20 protein-coding genes and 1 riboswitch are annotated in these 18,084 nt (G+C 35.0%); of the genes, 7 read left to right on the top strand and 13 right to left on the bottom strand.

Annotation, left to right across the window (positions count from 1 at the left end; translation table 11 throughout):
- The gene (locus R2782_RS07825; RefSeq protein ID WP_371267688.1) at positions 1–1,578 is read right to left on the bottom strand and encodes a SulP family inorganic anion transporter; all 1,578 of its coding nucleotides are present in this window, start codon (positions 1,576–1,578) and stop codon (positions 1–3) included.
- Between the two features lie 271 nt (positions 1,579–1,849).
- Here R2782_RS07825 and R2782_RS07820 point away from each other — a divergent pair, with 271 nt between their 5' ends.
- The 4 genes from R2782_RS07820 to R2782_RS07805 all read left to right on the top strand — a co-directional run bounded on the left by R2782_RS07820 (position 1,850) and on the right by R2782_RS07805 (position 3,853).
- On the top strand, positions 1,850–2,284 hold the full coding sequence (locus R2782_RS07820) for a DUF1801 domain-containing protein (protein WP_371267687.1): 435 nt from the start codon (positions 1,850–1,852) through the stop codon (positions 2,282–2,284).
- Between the two features lie 88 nt (positions 2,285–2,372).
- Positions 2,373–2,939 (top strand): hypothetical protein, encoded by a 567-nt coding sequence (locus R2782_RS07815; RefSeq protein ID WP_371267686.1) that lies wholly within the window; start codon positions 2,373–2,375, stop codon positions 2,937–2,939.
- 41 nt (positions 2,940–2,980) lie between these two features.
- The gene (locus R2782_RS07810) at positions 2,981–3,460 is read left to right on the top strand and encodes a nuclear transport factor 2 family protein (protein ID WP_371267685.1); all 480 of its coding nucleotides are present in this window, start codon (positions 2,981–2,983) and stop codon (positions 3,458–3,460) included.
- A 9-nt stretch (positions 3,461–3,469) separates the two neighbouring features.
- Positions 3,470–3,853 (top strand): hypothetical protein, encoded by a 384-nt coding sequence (locus tag R2782_RS07805; RefSeq protein WP_371267684.1) that lies wholly within the window; start codon positions 3,470–3,472, stop codon positions 3,851–3,853.
- On the opposite strand, the gene R2782_RS07800 is transcribed toward R2782_RS07805, so the two are convergent.
- The 5 genes from R2782_RS07800 to R2782_RS07780 all read right to left on the bottom strand — a co-directional run bounded on the left by R2782_RS07800 (position 3,850) and on the right by R2782_RS07780 (position 7,391).
- Positions 3,850–4,161: a hypothetical protein gene (locus tag R2782_RS07800; RefSeq protein WP_371267683.1), complete on the bottom strand. Its 312-nt coding sequence runs from the start codon at positions 4,159–4,161 to the stop codon at positions 3,850–3,852. The two genes, R2782_RS07805 and R2782_RS07800, sit on opposite strands and share 4 nt — an antisense overlap.
- The gene (locus tag R2782_RS07795; protein WP_371267682.1) at positions 4,158–4,769 is read right to left on the bottom strand and encodes a chromophore lyase CpcT/CpeT; all 612 of its coding nucleotides are present in this window, start codon (positions 4,767–4,769) and stop codon (positions 4,158–4,160) included. The genes R2782_RS07800 and R2782_RS07795 overlap by 4 nt, the downstream gene beginning before the upstream one ends.
- Positions 4,770–4,800: 31 nt before the next feature.
- A complete protein-coding gene (locus R2782_RS07790; RefSeq protein WP_371267681.1) occupies positions 4,801–6,225 on the bottom strand; it encodes an SDR family oxidoreductase in 1,425 nt (474 codons plus the stop codon).
- A gap of 47 nt (positions 6,226–6,272) precedes the next feature.
- Complete coding sequence (locus tag R2782_RS07785) at positions 6,273–6,896, bottom strand: MarC family NAAT transporter (RefSeq protein ID WP_371267680.1); 624 nt, start codon at positions 6,894–6,896, stop codon at positions 6,273–6,275.
- Between the two features lie 63 nt (positions 6,897–6,959).
- Positions 6,960–7,391 (bottom strand): hypothetical protein, encoded by a 432-nt coding sequence (locus R2782_RS07780; protein ID WP_371267678.1) that lies wholly within the window; start codon positions 7,389–7,391, stop codon positions 6,960–6,962.
- Positions 7,392–7,532: 141 nt separating this feature from the next.
- Here R2782_RS07780 and R2782_RS07775 point away from each other — a divergent pair, with 141 nt between their 5' ends.
- Entirely contained in the window at positions 7,533–7,892 is a 360-nt protein-coding gene (locus R2782_RS07775; protein WP_371267676.1) for a CoA-binding protein, read from the top strand.
- Between the two features lie 70 nt (positions 7,893–7,962).
- Here R2782_RS07775 and R2782_RS07770 read toward each other — a convergent pair whose 3' ends face one another.
- The 6 genes from R2782_RS07770 to R2782_RS07745 all read right to left on the bottom strand — a co-directional run bounded on the left by R2782_RS07770 (position 7,963) and on the right by R2782_RS07745 (position 12,809).
- Positions 7,963–9,402, bottom strand: coding sequence for a sodium:solute symporter (locus R2782_RS07770; RefSeq protein ID WP_371267674.1), 1,440 nt, complete (start codon positions 9,400–9,402; stop codon positions 7,963–7,965).
- A 63-nt stretch (positions 9,403–9,465) separates the two neighbouring features.
- The gene (locus R2782_RS07765) at positions 9,466–9,993 is read right to left on the bottom strand and encodes a DUF4252 domain-containing protein (RefSeq protein WP_371267672.1); all 528 of its coding nucleotides are present in this window, start codon (positions 9,991–9,993) and stop codon (positions 9,466–9,468) included.
- Positions 9,994–9,995: 2 nt separating this feature from the next.
- On the bottom strand, positions 9,996–11,207 hold the full coding sequence (locus R2782_RS07760) for a carboxypeptidase-like regulatory domain-containing protein (RefSeq protein WP_371267670.1): 1,212 nt from the start codon (positions 11,205–11,207) through the stop codon (positions 9,996–9,998).
- Positions 11,208–11,315: 108 nt separating this feature from the next.
- A complete protein-coding gene (locus R2782_RS07755) occupies positions 11,316–11,849 on the bottom strand; it encodes a DUF4252 domain-containing protein (protein WP_371267668.1) in 534 nt (177 codons plus the stop codon).
- Between the two features lie 5 nt (positions 11,850–11,854).
- Positions 11,855–12,313: a hypothetical protein gene (locus tag R2782_RS07750; protein ID WP_371267666.1), complete on the bottom strand. Its 459-nt coding sequence runs from the start codon at positions 12,311–12,313 to the stop codon at positions 11,855–11,857.
- Complete coding sequence (locus tag R2782_RS07745; protein ID WP_371267664.1) at positions 12,300–12,809, bottom strand: RNA polymerase sigma factor; 510 nt, start codon at positions 12,807–12,809, stop codon at positions 12,300–12,302. The genes R2782_RS07750 and R2782_RS07745 overlap by 14 nt, the downstream gene beginning before the upstream one ends.
- Positions 12,810–12,925: 116 nt before the next feature.
- Here R2782_RS07745 and R2782_RS07740 point away from each other — a divergent pair, with 116 nt between their 5' ends.
- Complete coding sequence (locus R2782_RS07740) at positions 12,926–14,383, top strand: S41 family peptidase (protein WP_371267662.1); 1,458 nt, start codon at positions 12,926–12,928, stop codon at positions 14,381–14,383.
- A gap of 29 nt (positions 14,384–14,412) precedes the next feature.
- Here R2782_RS07740 and R2782_RS07735 read toward each other — a convergent pair whose 3' ends face one another.
- A complete protein-coding gene (locus R2782_RS07735; RefSeq protein WP_371267660.1) occupies positions 14,413–16,341 on the bottom strand; it encodes a TonB-dependent receptor plug domain-containing protein in 1,929 nt (642 codons plus the stop codon).
- 78 nt (positions 16,342–16,419) lie between these two features.
- Positions 16,420–16,702: riboswitch (cobalamin riboswitch) on the bottom strand.
- Between the two features lie 407 nt (positions 16,703–17,109).
- Here R2782_RS07735 and R2782_RS07730 point away from each other — a divergent pair.
- The coding region (locus R2782_RS07730) for an ABC transporter substrate-binding protein (protein WP_371267658.1) at positions 17,110–18,084 on the top strand (975 nt) is incomplete at its 3' end.

The following is an 18,084-nucleotide window of genomic DNA, read 5'->3' as shown; positions in this document are numbered from 1 at the left end:
TTATAATTTGTCCATTGGTAATTTGTAGGTTGGATCTTCTAAAATATTCACATCAATAATAGCTTCTGCATTATTGAGCAATTGAATACAATCTGGACTTAAATGACGTAGATGTACTTTTTTTCCTTGTTTAAAATAACGGTGTGTAATCGAGTTCAAGGCTTCAATAGCCGACATATCCGCAACTCGACTTTCTTTAAAATCGATAATTATTTCTTCCGGGTCGTTTGTTATATCAAATTTTTCTGAAAATCCTTTTACAGAGCCAAAAAATAAGGGCCCAAAAATCTCGTAATGCTTGATTCCTTGTTCATCCATATATTTTCTGGCACGAATACGTTTGGCATTTTCCCAAGAATAAGCCAATGCGGCAAGCACCACTCCAATCAAAACCGCTATGGCCAAATTGTGTGTGATTGCGGTAATCAATGTAACCAACACCATCACTATTACATCTGACCAAGGCATTTTTCGGAACGTTTTAAAACTGGCCCATTCAAATGTACCGATAGCCACCATAAACATTAAACCAACCAAAGCCGCCATGGGTAATTTTTCAATCAAACTCGATCCAAACATTATGAATGTCAGTAACATCACGGCTGCTACAATTCCGGATAAACGGGCTCTTGCTCCGGCTGAGGTATTGATTAAACTTTGTCCAATCATAGCACAACCACCCATTCCTGAAAATAATCCGGATAGGATATTTGCCGAACCTTGTGCGATACATTCCCTATTTCCGTTACCGCGAGTTTCGGTAATTTCATCAATTAAATTCAACGTTAATAAACTTTCTATTAATCCAACACCTGCAACAATAGCTGCATAAGGGAATACGATTTTCAAGGTTTCCCACGTAAACGGAATACTAAATCGCGATAACGGTGGAAATCCACCTTTGATGGTTTCACCTTCGTTTAAGGTATCCGAAACTGTCATGGTGTCTATGTTGAAACCAATAACAATGGCAGAAACAACCAAAATGGCTACTAATGATGAAGGAACCACTTTAGTTAATTTTGGTAATCCCCAAATGATGAACATGGTTAAAAGGGTCAATCCCAACATCAACCACAACTGCGAACCTTCTAACAAGTTTGTAGTACCCTTTTGGTAAAAATTAGGAAATTGGGCCATAAAAATAATTATGGCTAATCCATTAACAAATCCAAACATCACGGGATGAGGAACCAGTCGGATGAATTTTCCCAAACGAAAAATACCGGCTAAAATTTGAATAGAACCGCCTAAGATAACGGTTAAAAAAACATATTGTAAAATGGTTTCCGGGGCAATACCCGGAAAAGTATTTTTTAATTCTAAAATTAGCCCCACAAAAATAACAGCAATCGCACCTGTAGCCCCCGAGATCATTCCGGGTCTGCCACCTAAGATAGCCGTTACCAACCCCATTACAAAAGCGGCATATAAACCTGTTAATGGAGAGAATCCTGCAATCATGGCAAAGGCAATGGCTTCCGGCACTAAAGCAAGGGCAACTGTTAACCCTGATAAAATTTCGGTTTTGTAATCTACTTTTTGTTTTAAATTAAATAAATTAAATACTTTCTGCATGATAAATAATATAAAGTTTAGTGTATATTACTACAATACACAACGTATAAGTTTCAATCATAAATAAAAATGAAAATCCTTGATTAAAGGTTAAAAAATCAAGGAGGAGTAACTTTAATTAATGAGGCTGGTTTTTTCATATAGGTAGCAAAAATAGTTTTTTTACATCATGTGACCAAAAGTTGTAGGGATTAAGGATTGTTTTCAACTTTTGTAGTATTGTTGAAATTATTTTTACATTTGAATGTTCTATCCTTAATACAAACTTAGAATGGCAAAAAATAAAACGGTAGAAACAGCAGTCAATGTGGAGGAATTTATCCATTCGTTTGTTGATAACGACCAAAAGAAAGCGGATAGTTTTCTGCTTGTTGAATTGATGCAGAAATGGTCCGGTTTTGAACCAAAAATGTGGGGTCCAACGATTATTGGTTTTGGCAGTTATCATTATAAATACGCCAGCGGTCACGAAGGCGATGCTCCTATGCTTGGTTTTTCTCCCCGTAAGGCGGAATTTTCGTTGTATGTTTACTCTCCCAGAGAAGACAATACCCATTTGTTGGATAATTTTGGGAAATATAAAATGGGAAAAGCGTGTATTTATATTAAAAAATTAGCTGATATTGATATTTCCGTTTTAGAAGCAATGTGTCGCAATACGATTGCGTATTTGGAAGAGCATCATACGTGTGCTTGTAGGAATTAATTAATGTGACAATTTGAAAATGTGTCAATGAGAAAATTTGTAAAGTGAGGGTTTATTAAATGAAATAATAATGTTCCGAAAGCAAAGATTGAATAAACCCAAAAGTTTACTACCTCTAATCATTATGGTAATTGGTTTAATTATCATTTCGATTGTCGCTGTTACGAATAACTATTGGTCAGAATCAGATGAATATTTATTTAGCAACAAAGAGTGTAAACCTTATTTTGATTTTGATGAGGTAATTCATTATCAATCAAATATTAATGATTATGAAGTTATAGGCAGAAAAAATAACGATTTAATCTATCTTTTGTTTGGAAGTGGATTCGAAAGTTTACAGGATAGTATTTACCTTGAAAAAGGGGATTCATTGTTTCAAAAAAAGGTTGTTTCTAAAGAGGATCATTCAATTATTGATAAAATATTTTGTAAACAAGTTATCAATGAAGATGAATTATATTTTTCAGAATGTATAGCTATTTATCGAGATATATTTGTTTTTAGAAAAAAGAATAAGATAACCGGCATAGCAAAAATATGTTTTGATTGCAATCAATTTACTAGCATTGGAGCTAAGCAAGGAACTAAAAATTTTGGAGTAAATTATGAGTTTTCTAATTTGGCTAAATTGATAAAGAAAAAGGAATATTAAACCTAAGAATCTTGAAACAATATTAACATTAAACTAACAATATGTCTAAAATAGTATTTCTATTTTTTCTTCTTTTTTACTCCTTTCTCTCTGCCCAAGTGGCAAAAGATTCCGAATTATTTTTAGCTTTAAAAAAACACGACAGTCTTTTTTTTGAAAAAAGCTTTAACGAATGTGATTTAGCGTTTTTGGAAAAAGCCATTCATCTTGATTTAGCTTTTTATCATGATCAAGGAGGTGTTCAAAACAAAACAACTTTTTTAGAAAGTGTAAAAAATAATATTTGTTCTAATCCTAATCAAAAACCCATACGAAAAGTAAAAGACGATAGTTTAGAAGTTTTTCCATTATATGAAAATGGTGTTTTGTATGGCGTGGTTCAAAATGGGGTGCATGAATTTTATATACGGGAACAAGGAAAAAAAGATGTGTTAACCAGTACCGCTCGATTCACTCATGTTTATCTTTGGACAAATAGTCAATGGATTTTAAAGGAAGTGTTGAGTTATGACCATCAATAAAAAACATATATGGTAGTTGCAAAAGGTATTGTCATTTTATTTGCTATTGTATTCCTTTTGGCCGGAGGGATCATGTTCATTCGACCTTTGCTTTTTCGCAGTTGGATTGCCAAAGCCGGTAGTACGCCATTGATTAATTATGGTGAAATTACCATTCGGTTGATACCCGCTTTTGCGATGGTATATGTGGCACCCGAAACTAAATTGCCCTTATTTTTCCAACTTTTTGGATGGATTATGATTGTAACATCGATGATTTTATATGTCACTCCCCGAAAAGCACACCATCAACTTTCGTTGGGTTTTGCGGAAAAATTAAAACCGGTTTATCTACAATGTATCGCTCCTTTGGCTTTTGTGATTGGGATGGGATTGATTTATCTTTTATTTTAATTTCCCGCCCAAGGAGTACCCAAAATACCTACGGCTAATTCTGCCCAAATTAAAAATAATACGAACAAAATAATACCGCAAAATAGTATACGGTTTTTGGTTGATTGGATAGTTCTCAGGACTAATTCAATAGCTAAACCTGTTCCTAATAAAAGTATTCCGGCTAGTATAAAATCGAATGTTGTCCATTTTACTTCATCCGTAAATTGCATAGCTATTAGCGGAATACTTAAAATCAGGAGTATAATGCCGATTATTATTAGTATCCTTTTAGACGTATTGCTTTTTATTTTTTCTGTGTTCATCATTTAATTTTATCAAAAATATAACCACCTTTCACTGCTCCCCAAACTTGTTTGCCGTCTTTGTCAAATCCTTGGTCCCAAGAAAGAATTTGGGTAGGAGTTACCGTTACTTTTGAGGTAGCATACGAAGCACCTCTCAATTCACTCGGACAGGTTTTTTTACCGGTTTGGCCTATGAACGTGCCGTCAGATTGTTTTGTTAAGATTACTTCGCATCCCGGTTTTAGCTCAATATCTGTTTCAGCTAAGTTATCAAATGCTTCGGGTGTTTTCCACTTACCAATCCACTCTTTTTCGTTTTTGAGGGTGTAAATTTCGCTGATGAATTCCTCGTTGCGTTGCGATACTTTGTAAATACGCACCCGATACGGACTGTCTTGTTTTTCAAACATGGCTTGTTCCACATACAAGTAATGTCCTTTACTTTTCCATATTGGAGTCATATGAAGCGAAATATTGAAATATTCTTTATCTTCTATTGATTGTTTTTCGGAGGAGTACGTTCCTTGCATAAAGTTCATCAACTGTTGGAGTTCATTTTGTTTCGCAACTTTTGCAGACTGGCATCCGGATATTATAACAAGTAATAGAATGTAAATATAATTTTTCATGGGTAAAAGGATTGTAGTTCAAAGATACAAATTATCCTTTGGCAATATTTCGAATCATTCCACCAAAAATAAAAAAATGGAAGGGTACTAAGCAATACCAATACAATCTTCCGAAAAGTCCTCTGGGACGAAAGGTAGCAATTTGGTGTAGAACATTTTTTTCATCAATTCTAAATTCCAACCATGCTTCGCCGGGTAGTCGCATTTCGGCAAACAGAAGTAATCTTTTTTCTTCTTTGTTGGCTAAGAGTACCCGCCAAAAGTCGAGTGAATCGCCACTGTCTAAATGAGTAGGGTGGGTTCTTCCCCGTCTTAAACCAACACCACCTACCAGTTTATCAATAAAACCGCGTAATTGCCACATCCAGTTGCCATAATACCAACCTTTGGTACCACCAATGGTCCAAATATTTTCTAAGACTTTTTCAGGATTTTCTATTTTTAATTTTTTGCTATCTTTTAAACAACCGTAGGTAGGAACTTGAATGAATTCTGATAAGTTATGTTGAAATTCACTACTCACTAAGCTATCTTTCCAGCTTGAAATGACTAAATTTTGTTCGATTTTGATGAAGGCTAATTTGATGGCATCAGTATAGGAAATGGGTTTGATACCTAACATTTTTCGTAACCGATTGTCTTTACAAATGACTTCCATTTTCATACTATCCACTAAATTCATCGCTAACTTGTGGGAAGTAGAGGTAACAAAATACAGCCAATAGGAAGATAATTTGGGTGTCATTACAGGAACGGTAAAAATCCAATTTTTGAATCCTCGGGTTTTGGCATACAATTGCATCATTTGCTTGTAGGTGAGTACATTTGGTCCGCCAATATCAAACGATTCATTGTAACATTCTTCTTTCATTAACACACCCATCAGGTACTTAATGACATCGCGAATAGCTATGGGTTGCGTTTTGGTTAACACCCATTTTGGTGTAATCATTACGGGCAATTTTTCGCATAAGTCTCGAATGATTTCAAAAGAAGAACTACCGGAGCCTACTATGATTCCGGCACGAAGTACAGTGACATTATAGTTCCCTTGGTATAAAATATCTTCAACATTTTTACGGGATTGTAAATGCTTAGAAAGCGAATTGTTATTTACAATTCCGCTCAAATAGACCACTTGTTTTACGCTAATATGGTTCATGTAGTGATTAAAATTTTCGGCTGCTTTTGCTTCCATCGCATCAAAAACTTGTGTAGAAGACGACATGGAATGAATTAAGTAATAAGCCACATCGATGTCTTTTGGCGTATTTTCGAATGATACATCTTCTAAAAAATCAACTTCCCAAATGGTAATGGAGTTTAGCGTTGTAATGTCTAATCCAAAGCGATTCCTATCGCGAACACAACAAATGATTTCGTGATTTTTGGACAAAAGTTCGGGGAGCAATCGTCTACCTACATAACCGTTGGCACCTGTTAGAAGGATTTTCATATCCGCTATTTTTCAGAAAGATACTAAGAAAAACGCTTGAACAATCGTTAAATTGTTTTAAAGATGTTGACGATAGAACTACTGATGTATTGCACACCAATGGCAATCACAATGAAACCGATGATTCTCGAAATCGCTACGATTCCCGACGCACCTAATATTCTGGAGAGGTAATGAGCACTTTTTAAGACCAAGAAAATAACAACAGCTACGCCAAAAATAGCTAAACACGCAATGACTTTTTCACTTATTTTGGTGTAATCTTGGTAAAATGCAATTAATAACGAGATGGAACCGGGTCCGGCTAACATTGGAATAGCTAGGGGGGTCAAGGCAATTTGATTGCGTGTTTGAGCATCGCTTTCAACCTTTTTGTTTACGCCGCGTGTTTTGTTAAAATTTCCGGTGAGTAATGAAAAGCCGGAACTCACAATGATTAAACCACCGGCTATACGAAGAGCATCGATACTGATACCGAAAAACTTTAAGACATATTCCCCAATAAAAAAGGAAATCACTAAAATAATGAAAACATTTAGAGCAGTCAACAGTGAGACTCTGGAACGTTCTGCTTTGGTGTAATCTTGTGTTAAACCCACAAAAATGGGAACTGCACCCAAAGGGTTGAGCACAGAGAATAAGGCGGCAAAAATATAAATGAATAACTCCATCTTTTTTTTACAAAGGTATTTAAAAAGTTTTGAATCAAAAGAGATGCTGAGAACAATCCGGTTTTATAAAATTTGAATGAAGTGGTTCGGTAGTAGCTTTTGTTGTTCAGTTTTCATTTTTTGGATGAAACGATAAATGGCTTTATTGGTTGGTATTGCTGAAAAATTGACAAAATGATTGTCGATATATATTGTAAAGCTGTTACCGGGTTTGTATAGTACTAATTTATAGTAGGGAATAACCAAAGCATACGTTTCAAGTCGAGTATGGAATCGAAAAAGAATCCCTTTGGGACGGAGTTCAATATTTCCGTATTGGCGATGGTTGTCTCGATTTAAAAGCTGTTCAATTGCCTTGCTTGTTTTTTGGATATCTAATCGGGGTGAACCAATTCCTCTTAATTTAAAATTGTCTATTAACCCAAAAGGTTTTCCAACTTTTTCATTGATTAAAGCCTCTGTTTTTTTGTTGTGATGCGTTGTATTGAGTAGCATATGGATCAGACAATTTGTTTCGATTTATACAAAAGTACGGATTTGTCATTTTAGGAAAAGTTATTTCACTATTTGTTAGGTTTTGTTTAATTAACCATTCGGTATAGGTGAAAAACTATACCTTTACGCAAATTTTAAGTGATGAAAAAAACACTGGTTATAGGAGCTTCAGAGAATCCTTCTCGTTATTCATATCGGGCAATACAGAACTTACTGGATAAACAACACGCGGTGGTGGCTATTGGTCAAAAAGGGGGCAAAGTGAATGATATAACGATACAAACAAAACAAATTCCGTTTAAAAACATTGATACGGTTACACTGTATTTGAATCCAATTGCTCAGCGAGGTTATTACAATTACATCATTGGTTTGCAGCCAAAACGAGTAATTTTTAATCCGGGAACCGAAAACCCTGCGTTTTATCCTTTGTTGCAATCTAATGGCATTGAGGTTGAGGTAGCTTGTACGTTAGTCTTACTTGCAACCAATCAGTATTAACGGTTATCTGTTATCGGTTGTTTGTTATCGATTGACTGTTATCGGTTGTCGGTTGTCTGTAAACTGTGAATTACTTTCTACGAATGAGCATTAATCCGATAAAAGTTAGTAATCCATTAACAATTAAGATTTCAAATCCGAACTCAAATCCGAACCATGCTTTACTTTTAAGATTCAGTAAAATGGAAGATATAACTGCAAAAATGGCCACAAGTGGGACCCATTTGTCTTTCACTTTCCATTTGGTAAATAGTCCAAAACTATAAAGTCCGAGTAGCGGACCATAGGTGAATCCGGCAAATTTTAATACTTTATCAATAATGCTGACATCTTCCACAAAATATTTGAATCCTAAAATAACTAATACCGAAATCAACACAAACATCTTGTGAATTTGTTTTCGGATAACAACTTGTTTTAAGGAATCGTATTTCTTTTCTATTTCTAAAATATCAATGCTAAAAGAAGTTGTTAGTGAAGTCAAAGCACTGTCAGCACTAGAATAAGCTGCGGCAATTAATCCTAGAATAAAGAAAAATGCCACACCAATTCCTAAGTATTCATTGGCCAAAATAGGGAAGAGCTGATCTTTGTGGGCATCTATATTGTATTTGAGTGCATATTCTGTGAACAATAATCCCATGACTAAGAATAAAAAATTCACAAACGTGAGCACGATGGTGAACCAAAACATATTTTTTTGGGCGTCTTTTAAACTGCGGCAAGTGAGGTTTTTTTGCATCATGTCTTGGTCGAGACCCGTCATCACAATAGCAATAAAAGCACCGGATAAAAACTGTTTCCAAAAATAATTGGGTGAACTCACCGCTTCAAAAAAGAAGGTTTTAGAAAAATCACTTTCTGCCACAAATCCGGCTAGGTTGGTGATATTTAGTCCTAGGTCTTGAGAAACAGTAACTATGCAAAACACAACTGCAATTAGCATAAACAGTGTTTGTAAAGTGTCTGTCCAAATAATGGTTTTGATTCCGGACTTTTTAGTGTAAATCCAAATCAATAAGATAGTGACTGAAACGGTTATCCAGTAAGGAACATTAAGTTTGTCAAAAACAAGTGTTTGTAAAACATCGGCTACCAACATCAACCGTAAATTAGACCCTACTGTGCGAGAAATAATAAAAAACCAGGCTCCTGTTTTGTAAGCGTTATTTCCAAAACGGTCACCTAAATAGGTATAAATGGAGGTAAGATTTAGTCGATAATAGAGTGGCAGTAAGACTGTACCTATCACAAAATAGCCCACAATGTAACCAAGAACCAATTGAAAATAAACAAACTGCGAAGCCTCTACTTTACCTGGAACTGAAATAAACGTAACTCCGGAAAGCGAAGCACCAATCATTCCGAACGCCACTAAATACCAAGGAGAATTTTTATTAGCTTTAAAAAAGGCGTCGTTTCCTTCGTCTTTTTTACTGATTAAAGTGGAAATAAGTATCAGTAATCCAAAATAACCAAGAATAAGTAGTAAAATAGCAATCGGTTCCATCCATAATTTGTATTGGTTTGCAAATTACAAAAAGGAACCGATTTTCTTATTTTGAATGTATTTTTATTTAAAAATTTCTTCCAGCGGTTTCAATTGCTCCATATCGATATCCGATTTTTGAAGAGCATTGAGTAATGTCATGAAGTTTTCCGGATTCATGTTGTCTCCTAAAATACGCACCACCGCAAAACCGTTTTCATTTTGACTTCCGTAAAGCACAAATTCTTCAATGGCGTCATCTTTCCCAACAAAATAAACGGCCGCTCCTTCTTTACCGGAACCAAATTTCATTAGTTGCTGGTATTTTTCATCTTTTAAAATTTCTTTTACTTTGGTTCGTTCGCCATCAAACTTCGTTTTATTTTCGTCATTGATTTTGAAGGCCAAAACATTCATTTTTTTGAATGTTTTCAAAGCTTCTTGTTGTTCTGTAGTTAATGCATCCGGTTTGATATTCAGGATGCTTGGCGACATGTCTACTGAAATAAAATCCGTTGATTCTGTTTTTTCTACAAAATATTTTTGCAAGCTGGGTTCTTTTTCACAAGCGATGAAACTCATCAGCAAAAGTGATAACACTATTTTTTTCATAATTATTTACTTTTTAAAGTTTGTAAAATTCGTTCCTCATTTTCCGAAAGTGGTAAGGCATTATTTGTTTCCCAGAAATTTTCTGTAAAGTTCATTCCGTTCGTGTATAGGCTTCTTTCTTTGAAATAACGATCTTTTTTAGGGACAGAGGTTACATTGTCGTTAAAGTTTGTAACTACTAAATCACTGATGCACATGATTCTATCATCCATTTGTTTGCCAAATTTTACGTGTAAGTCGGCAATCGATTTTCGATAACTCGGAATATATTTCCCATTCACATATTTATAAGTTTGTTTGATTTGAATATCGTGTACAGCAAATTTGAATAGTAACACATTTCTCATTTTTACGTGTTGTTTGTGCTTGTCAGACATTTTTAAGTCAATATCCAATACTATTTTATTAACCGGATCATAAGTGATTTTTCCTTCTAAGAGTGCGTCTTCAACTTTTGGTTTAGGAATTACATAAATAATTTCGACAGTATTTCCGTCATGATCTTTTTTGGAACGAAGTTCAAAATCATACCGTTCAGATGATTTATTAGAAGCGATTCCTTCTACATATTGATAATTAAAAAAACCGTCGGCTGCTTTTTGGATATCAAAAAATGAATCCAATTCCGATAAATCCAATTTTCCTTTTTGTTCAATTTCACCTTTTTCTACTAATTGAAAAGCTCTGCTTTGGTCTACAATGAGATTTGCTTCAATTTTTGTTTTTCGCTTGGGTTGGAGGTAAAAATCAATCAAGCCGTCTGCAAATTTGGAATACTTGTTGTTGATTTTTACAAATTCTCGGTAATAGGTTTCCAATTTGATGCTTTTGTCTAGCTGGTTTTTAGAATTATCAAGAATTCCAGCCAGAATCTGATTGATGGGTTTATTGGTCACAATTACTTCCTCCAAGGCCATTTCATCTGTTTCAAGTTGAATGGTGATGGGTTCAGCTTTTATTCCTGAAACCAAAAACAGTTGTGATTTATAACCAAGATGACCCACTTCAATGTTTTCAGCATCTTTTGGAATATAAAATTTGAAAACACCATCTTCATTTGAAATGACACCTTGCGTAGAATTTAGATCAAATATATTGGCGAAAGGAATACTTTCTTGTGTGGTTTTATCTACAATTTTACCTTCAAAAATACGTGTTTGAGCATTTAATGATAGTGTAATTAATCCGAAAAGAAATAAATAAAATTTTTTCATGTAGTAAATAGGTGTTGATTTTATAGAATGCTAAGGTAAGCGTTCAAAACAAAAAACTTTGCCAAAATTGGCTTTTGACAAAGTTTTCATCATTTTTATTTTAAAAGTTTACTTATTTCCTTTGGAAGCTTTTTTCAAATTATCACCACCGGGAAGGTTCATTTGTTCTGTTAAGGCTGAAATTTCATCTAAATTAAAATTTCCGGTTAGCGAAAATAAAACGGTTTCGTTGTCTTTTGCATTTCCTTCGATAAACATGAATAATTCTTTTACGATGGAATCATTTGCTCCGGAACGCATATAGATTTTTACATTTTTTCCGCCATCCGAAATTCGCATTAACTCATCCATTCCTGCTGTTTTTAAATATTTATCAGCAGTAGAACGCATTTCTGCAGTTTGTTTTTGACTGGAGGTAATGAATACTTTTAGGTTGTCAAGCTTTTTTAACAAATTCACATATTGCTGTGTTTCTTTATCGTTGGCTTTCACTTTACTCATCATTTCAAACATTTTTTTGTTGACGATGATGGTTTTTACGTCTTCGGGTCCGTCAAACTTGTCAAAAACGGATTGGCCGAACATTACTTGCGAAATCAATAAGGTTGCAAATAGTACTACTGAGGTTATGATTCTAGACATTTTTTTTATTTTTTAAAGATTAATTTTTTTGAATTTTCATATTCGTTAATATAACTAACACTTTCCATGCCAATATTTACTTTTTCGGATAAAAGAGCTAGTGCTTTTTGTGTTTCTTTAAAGGCTTCTTCCGGAGATTCAAAAGAACCCAATTTAGCATTGGCAACCGGGGTTGGGTTATATGGCTTATAATTAAAGTAGGTAACGGTTCCGATTAAGAAGAGTAAACTTGCGGCAATACCTATCCGAGCAACAGTAAATCGTTTTTTAGTTTTTAAGGATAAGGATGGCGTAAATTGTTTTTCTTTTTCGGTAATTAAGAAACCAAAAAGCGGTTTGTAGTGCTCTAAATGAGCGGCTACCTTATCAGATGAAAAGTACTGTTTCAACTGAATTTCTTCTGCAATGGTGGTTTCTCCTTCGAAGTATTTTTCTAATAATTGTTCTATTTTAGCTAATTCCATATTGATGGGTTTTAGTCATTTTTTCTCTGATAATTTTCCGTGCTCGGGATAAATTTACTCTTACCGCTGTTTCATTCATATCGAGTATTTTAGCAATTTCATCAAATTCGTATTGTTCAATATCCCGCATTTGAATGATTAGTTTTTGTTGTTCCGGTAATTCATTAATCATTTTTTCTACCCAATGCCAACTATCTTGATCTTCCACTTTTTTATCTAAAGAAGCTTCCTTGGCTGTAAAATTGTTGTGCACAATTTTCATATTCGATGCTCTTTTTGATTTTAATTGGTCTAAACAATAATTTTTGGTCATTGTCATAGCAAAAGCTTCCACGTTGGTGTATTTTTCTAATCCGTTTTTTTTATCCCACAATTTCACCAAAATATCCTGCGTAGCATCCTGAGCTTCTTCGTTACTCACCAACAACCGTTTAGCAAGACGAAAGACCTTATCTTTGAAAGGCGTTATCAGTGTGATAAACTCATTTTGATTCATTGGTTGGGTTTAAAAACTGGATTATATAGTCAAGACGAATAACCATCTTTTTTGTTACAAAGAAATTGAAATTAAAACGAAAGTTATTAAATTTACGTTCTTAAAAAGAAAAAGCTATGAGATTATTTTCAAAAACGGTTGCCATTGCAATGCTTTCACTATTGATTTTTCAATCGTGTGAAGATATTGACGATAAGCCTGTTCCTTCTGAATTGGAAGTAAAAGATTTTATTTGGAAAGGGTTAAATCTGTATTATTTGTGGCAAGCTGATCAACCTAAACTAGCCGATGATTTGTTTGCTACACAACGAGACCTTAATGTTTTTTTAGAAGGTTATGCTACTCCTGAAGCATTATTTAGCGATTTAAAAGTGGCACCAACCATCGATCGCTTTAGCGTAATGTTTAGTGATTACCGCGTGTTGGAAGATGCTTTGCAGGGAGGTTTTAAGACAAACGGAATTGAATTTAGTTTGCGGTATAAAGACGCTACGCAAACAGATATTTTTGGCTATGTTCGGTATGTGTTGCCCAATACGAGTGCTGCATCGCAAGCCATAGCAAGAGGGATGATTTTTTATGCCATAAATAATATTCCTTTAACAGCTTCAAACGAGTCATTGTGGCGTGCTGCATTAAATGAAGACACTTATTCGCTACAATTTGCGGATTATGATGGTGGAAATATTACACCGAATGGAATTTCATTAAATTTTACCAAAGCTCAGTATACCGAAAATCCAATTTATCTAACCGATGTGATTGAGATAGAAGACAAACGAATTGGTTATTTGATGTATAACGGATTTTTCTCCAATTTTGAAACACAGCTCAACCAGGCATTCGGACTACTTAAATCGGCAGATGTCACTCATTTGGTACTTGATTTGAGATATAATTCCGGTGGTTCTGTGGATACAGCTACCCGTTTAGCCAGCATGATTACAGGACAATATAACGGACAAGTTTTTGCCCGTCAGGTTTGGAATCAGAAAGTAATGACTTATTTTAATCAACAAAATCCGGAATTGTTAATTAATCGGTTTACCGACGAAACTGGGAACGGAACAGCCATTAACAGTTTGAATTTAACAAAAGTGTATGTACTGACAACCGGTATGACTGCCTCAGCCAGCGAATTGATTATTAACAGTTTGAAACCGTACATTGATGTAATTCAAATTGGCACCAAAACAGTTGGAAAAAATGATGGTTCAATAACCCTTTATGATTCACCAACGTTTGGCAGAAACAACAGAAATCCAAATCATCGTTACGCCATGCAACCGATTGTATTAAAAATAGCGGATAAAAATGGTAATGGAGAGTATCAAGAAGGGATTGACCCTACGATATTGCAATCTGAAAATGTTGAAAATTTAGGAATACTCGGCGATCAAAATGAACCTTATTTAAACACTGCTATCAATGACATTTTAGCCAACGGAAGAATTGGCAATCGATACACTGAATCAATTGATTTACAAGTTGAAAACAGTAAGGCGATGCGAAAACTGAGCGATGAAATGTACATTGAAAAAGTACCGGATGGATTGTTTCAAATTTTACGATAAAAAAAGGCTCCTCAAGGAGCCTTTTCTTTTTAAAACAAAAAGTTGAATCCGACTTGTACATTTCTACCACGCGTATTATAACCCACGGTTTCCAAGAATTCTTCATTCAAAATATTGTTTACTGAACCAAAAACGGTCATTCTATTTTTCAATACATCATATTTTACTAATCCATTCAATAGTTGATAAGAACCTAAAAATACATCTGTTGTTGTAAATGTCCCTCCATCAAAAAATGCATCTCTTCTACCATCAACATATTGATAATTTAAACTTGCCAACGTTCTTGTATTCATAGTGTAGTCTATGGCTACATTTCCTTTGTGTTTTGGTATCAAACGATTCAATTCTTCCGGAATATCCGTAAACGAATAATTTCCGGTAAAACGCAATTTAGAGGTCATGTTGTAAGTCAAGGTAGTTTCAATACCCCGCACTCGATTTTCTCCTTCCACATTCACATAATACGATGCAAATGTTTCCGGGTCAAAGAAAAAACCAATCGAGTTCGACTCTTCTCTATAAAAACCAACCGCATTAAAGGTCATTTTCTTATTCAAAAAAGTAGTTTCAAAGCCTACTTCGGCTGTTGTGTTTTCTTCCGGAGTTAATGCTAAATTTCCGTAAGGCGAATACAATTGATATAAACTTGGGGTGATGAAAGCCGTGCTGTAAGAAGTAATTATTTTCAATGGCAATTCTTTAAAATGATAGGACGGATTGACATTGTAAACCCATTGGTTATCATATACCGAATGTAAATTCAGTCGTGCTCCGGCATTAAGATGTAAACCAAAATCAGAATTAAAAACTGCCGTTACATAAGGGTCAACTAAATTGAACTTAGCACGTTCTCTTTCAATTACATCAAAAGGAGTTTGGGTGCTCATGTCATGAAATTGAAATTGTGTTCCTACAATCAAAAAGAAATTCTTATGAAAATTATACTTGTTCATCGCATCTATACTCATACTTCTCGAAGTGTAGACATACTGGTCTATTGTTCCCGAATACGAACTGAACTCATCATAACTTCTTTCTAACAAAGTAAATCCGGAATTTAGAATAAACTCTCCTTTTTTGTACTTATAGTTCGGATTAAATCCAAACCGAAATTGCTCCGAAAGGGAAACATTTTCCTGTACATCCGGATTATTCAAATTGTCAAACGGACCATCATAATCCGTTTTCATTCGGTCGTAATTTCCAAAAAAATTCAGCTTTAATTTTGAGGAAGCCTGAATCCCAAATTTGGCCAACGCATTCACTCGTGAAAAACGGTCTTCTTCAAAGTTTTCGCCTGACGCCTGTGAAATACCTTTGGTTTCCGTACTGTTCAACGAAGCATAATAATCTACTTTGTCCAAAGTGCCATTCAATCCAAAACCTTGATTAAAATCTTGCGGATTACCTCTAAAGTTTTCGCTTGTGTTTTGTGTACCCAAATGCATATAGGCATTTCCAGCAATTTCTTTTTTTGCTGCTTTTTTCAACGTGATGTTAATCACACCCGAAGCCGCTCCGGTTCCATACAACGTGCTCGCAGCACCTTTCATAATTTCAATGCTTTCCACTTGTTCCGTAGGCAGCAATCGCAAGTCGTATTCCAAATTGATCCCCGACGCATCGGTCATCGGAATGCCGTCAATTACAATTAACACCTGACGATTTCTACCACCTCGAATAAAGTAACTGAGGTTTTTACCGTTGGCACTTTGGTTGCCATTGACTTCCAAACCTACCGCTTGACTTAAAACCGTAGCTACCGATTGTCCGGTGTTTCGAGCCAAATCTTCTGCCGTAATTTTTTCAATAATTTTACCTGATTTTTCTTTGGACTGCTCAAACTTGGTGTCCGAAATCACGACTTCTTTCAACGAAATCGTGTCTTGTTGTGCCATCGCACACGTTCCCCATAACGCTACAATAGCGGTACAGTACCTGAATTTTTGATTCATTTTAAGTTAAAAATAAATTGACTAAAATGGGAGAAAAGCATAGAATTTACCCATACCCAAACCTTTTTTCCCGAAAGTTTGTTACTCAATGTATGTGGCAGGTCTCCTGGCTTGCGTCTTGTTGTTGGCCTTCTCATCTCGTTTTGCAACGAGACAATGGCATGAAAGTGAACAACAAGCTGATTAGCTCACAGTTGCGGGTACAGCTCAGGATTTTGATTAATGATTTTTGATTTTTGAATTTCGATTTCAGAACAGTTCTAAAATCAACAATTTTCTATCAAAATTTCCAATCTTCACCTGATTCCCTTTTAATGCTCGGCCCAAAAAAGGCGTTGCAACCAAAATACGGTGCAAAAGTAAACATTTTACGTAAACATTTTTTAATTTTTTTCAGAAGCTATTCCGGCTTTTCATTCCAAGCTTTTTTGTCTTGTTGCTTTTTTCTAAGGTACAAAAAGAGCTCCCTTTGGTCGCTTTTTTGATCCAAGAAAAAAGGCAACAATCCTGCAAAAGGCTTTCCACTGCAATCCGGGCTTGGGGAGCCTACTTCAAATAGAAACGGAATCAAGATTTGTCATTTTTCTTATTCATCTTCATCCACAACCAAATAAATCCCACTACAAAATGAAGCAAAACAATTCCTCCTACGATATACAAAAAGGTATTGGAATCTCGCATGTTTTATTTTTCTGTAAAGGTAAATAGTGAATTAATTTCCCAAGATAACATTTGTTACAAACCGTTACCTTTGTAAAAAATAGTTCCATGAAAAAATACTTTTTACTTTTCATACTTTCTTTTCTCTTCATTTCCTGTCAACAAAAAGAGAAAAGTAAAGAAATCCAATTTCAGGAAAATTACATTCGCTACGCTAGCGGACTTTCCATTCAAAAATATGCTGATTTTTCTATTGTAACGGTTTCCAATCCTTGGCCAACTTCCGATAAAAAGTACACGTATATTTTACACAAACAATCAGTTACAATTCCTGATAGTTTACAAAAATACACTGCGATTCAAGTTCCCATAAAATCAATCGTCGTGACATCAACCACACATATTCCGGCTTTAGAATTATTAGGAGTAGAAGATAAATTGATTGCTTTTCCCAACACCGATTATATTTCTTCCGAAAAAACCAGAACCTTAATCGAAAACGGAAAAATCCGCGAAATTGGCAGCAATCAAAGCTTAAATACTGAAGTTTTACTTGATTTGCAACCCGATGTTATCATCGGTTTTGGCGTAGATGGTGAAAAGAAAACCTATGATAATTTACTACAAAACGGACTCAAAATCCTTTATAATGGCGATTGGACGGAGCAACATCCTCTGGGTCGTGCCGAATGGATTCAGCTTTTTGGAGTTTTATTCGGACTGGAAGAAAAAGCTAATCAAGTTTTCAAAACTATAGAAAACGATTATTTGAAAGCCATTACATTAGCCAAAAAAGCCACTTCAAAACCAACCATTTTAAGCGGAGCCATTTACCAAGACCAATGGTATTTGCCACAAGGAAAAAGTTGGGCAGCCCAATTTCTAGACAAAGCTGGTGGGAATTATCTTTGGTCAGCTACCGAAGGAACCGGAAGTTTATCCCTTTCCTTTGAAACCGTTTTAGAAAAAGCACAAGATGCCGATTTTTGGATTGGTCCCGGACAATTTACTTCCTTCGAGCAACTTGAAAAGGCGAATCCAAACTACAAACATTTCAAAGCTGTTCAAAATAAAAATGTCTAT

Origin of the sequence: Flavobacterium sp. (assembly GCF_041392085.1) — a bacterium.
GTDB lineage: Bacteria > Bacteroidota > Bacteroidia > Flavobacteriales > Flavobacteriaceae > Flavobacterium.
The sequence above is the reverse complement of the archived record's forward strand: the minus strand, read 5'-3'. Positions and strand labels throughout refer to the sequence as shown.

What these genes read in the sequence shown, in the direction of transcription:
- R2782_RS07785 (WP_371267680.1), bottom strand. Translation starts at nt 6,896, where the DNA reads ATGGAGTTATTCATTTATATTTTTGCCGCCTTATTCTCTGTGCTCAAC.
- R2782_RS07755 (WP_371267668.1), bottom strand. Translation starts at nt 11,849, where the DNA reads ATGTCTAGAATCATAACCTCAGTAGTACTATTTGCAACCTTATTGATT.
- R2782_RS07800 (WP_371267683.1), bottom strand. Translation starts at nt 4,161, where the DNA reads ATGATGAACACAGAAAAAATAAAAAGCAATACGTCTAAAAGGATACTA.
- R2782_RS07780 (WP_371267678.1), bottom strand. Translation starts at nt 7,391, where the DNA reads ATGCTACTCAATACAACGCATCACAACAAAAAAACAGAGGCTTTAATC.
- R2782_RS07740 (WP_371267662.1), top strand. Translation starts at nt 12,926, where the DNA reads ATGAGATTATTTTCAAAAACGGTTGCCATTGCAATGCTTTCACTATTG.
- R2782_RS07765 (WP_371267672.1), bottom strand. Translation starts at nt 9,993, where the DNA reads ATGAAAAAAATAGTGTTATCACTTTTGCTGATGAGTTTCATCGCTTGT.
- R2782_RS07760 (WP_371267670.1), bottom strand. Translation starts at nt 11,207, where the DNA reads ATGAAAAAATTTTATTTATTTCTTTTCGGATTAATTACACTATCATTA.
- R2782_RS07775 (WP_371267676.1), top strand. Translation starts at nt 7,533, where the DNA reads ATGAAAAAAACACTGGTTATAGGAGCTTCAGAGAATCCTTCTCGTTAT.
- R2782_RS07770 (WP_371267674.1), bottom strand. Translation starts at nt 9,402, where the DNA reads ATGGAACCGATTGCTATTTTACTACTTATTCTTGGTTATTTTGGATTA.
- R2782_RS07805 (WP_371267684.1), top strand. Translation starts at nt 3,470, where the DNA reads ATGGTAGTTGCAAAAGGTATTGTCATTTTATTTGCTATTGTATTCCTT.
- R2782_RS07820 (WP_371267687.1), top strand. Translation starts at nt 1,850, where the DNA reads ATGGCAAAAAATAAAACGGTAGAAACAGCAGTCAATGTGGAGGAATTT.
- R2782_RS07745 (WP_371267664.1), bottom strand. Translation starts at nt 12,809, where the DNA reads ATGAATCAAAATGAGTTTATCACACTGATAACGCCTTTCAAAGATAAG.
- R2782_RS07825 (WP_371267688.1), bottom strand. Translation starts at nt 1,578, where the DNA reads ATGCAGAAAGTATTTAATTTATTTAATTTAAAACAAAAAGTAGATTAC.
- R2782_RS07735 (WP_371267660.1), bottom strand. Translation starts at nt 16,341, where the DNA reads ATGAATCAAAAATTCAGGTACTGTACCGCTATTGTAGCGTTATGGGGA.
- R2782_RS07795 (WP_371267682.1), bottom strand. Translation starts at nt 4,769, where the DNA reads ATGAAAAATTATATTTACATTCTATTACTTGTTATAATATCCGGATGC.
- R2782_RS07810 (WP_371267685.1), top strand. Translation starts at nt 2,981, where the DNA reads ATGTCTAAAATAGTATTTCTATTTTTTCTTCTTTTTTACTCCTTTCTC.
- R2782_RS07750 (WP_371267666.1), bottom strand. Translation starts at nt 12,313, where the DNA reads ATGGAATTAGCTAAAATAGAACAATTATTAGAAAAATACTTCGAAGGA.
- R2782_RS07790 (WP_371267681.1), bottom strand. Translation starts at nt 6,225, where the DNA reads ATGAAAATCCTTCTAACAGGTGCCAACGGTTATGTAGGTAGACGATTG.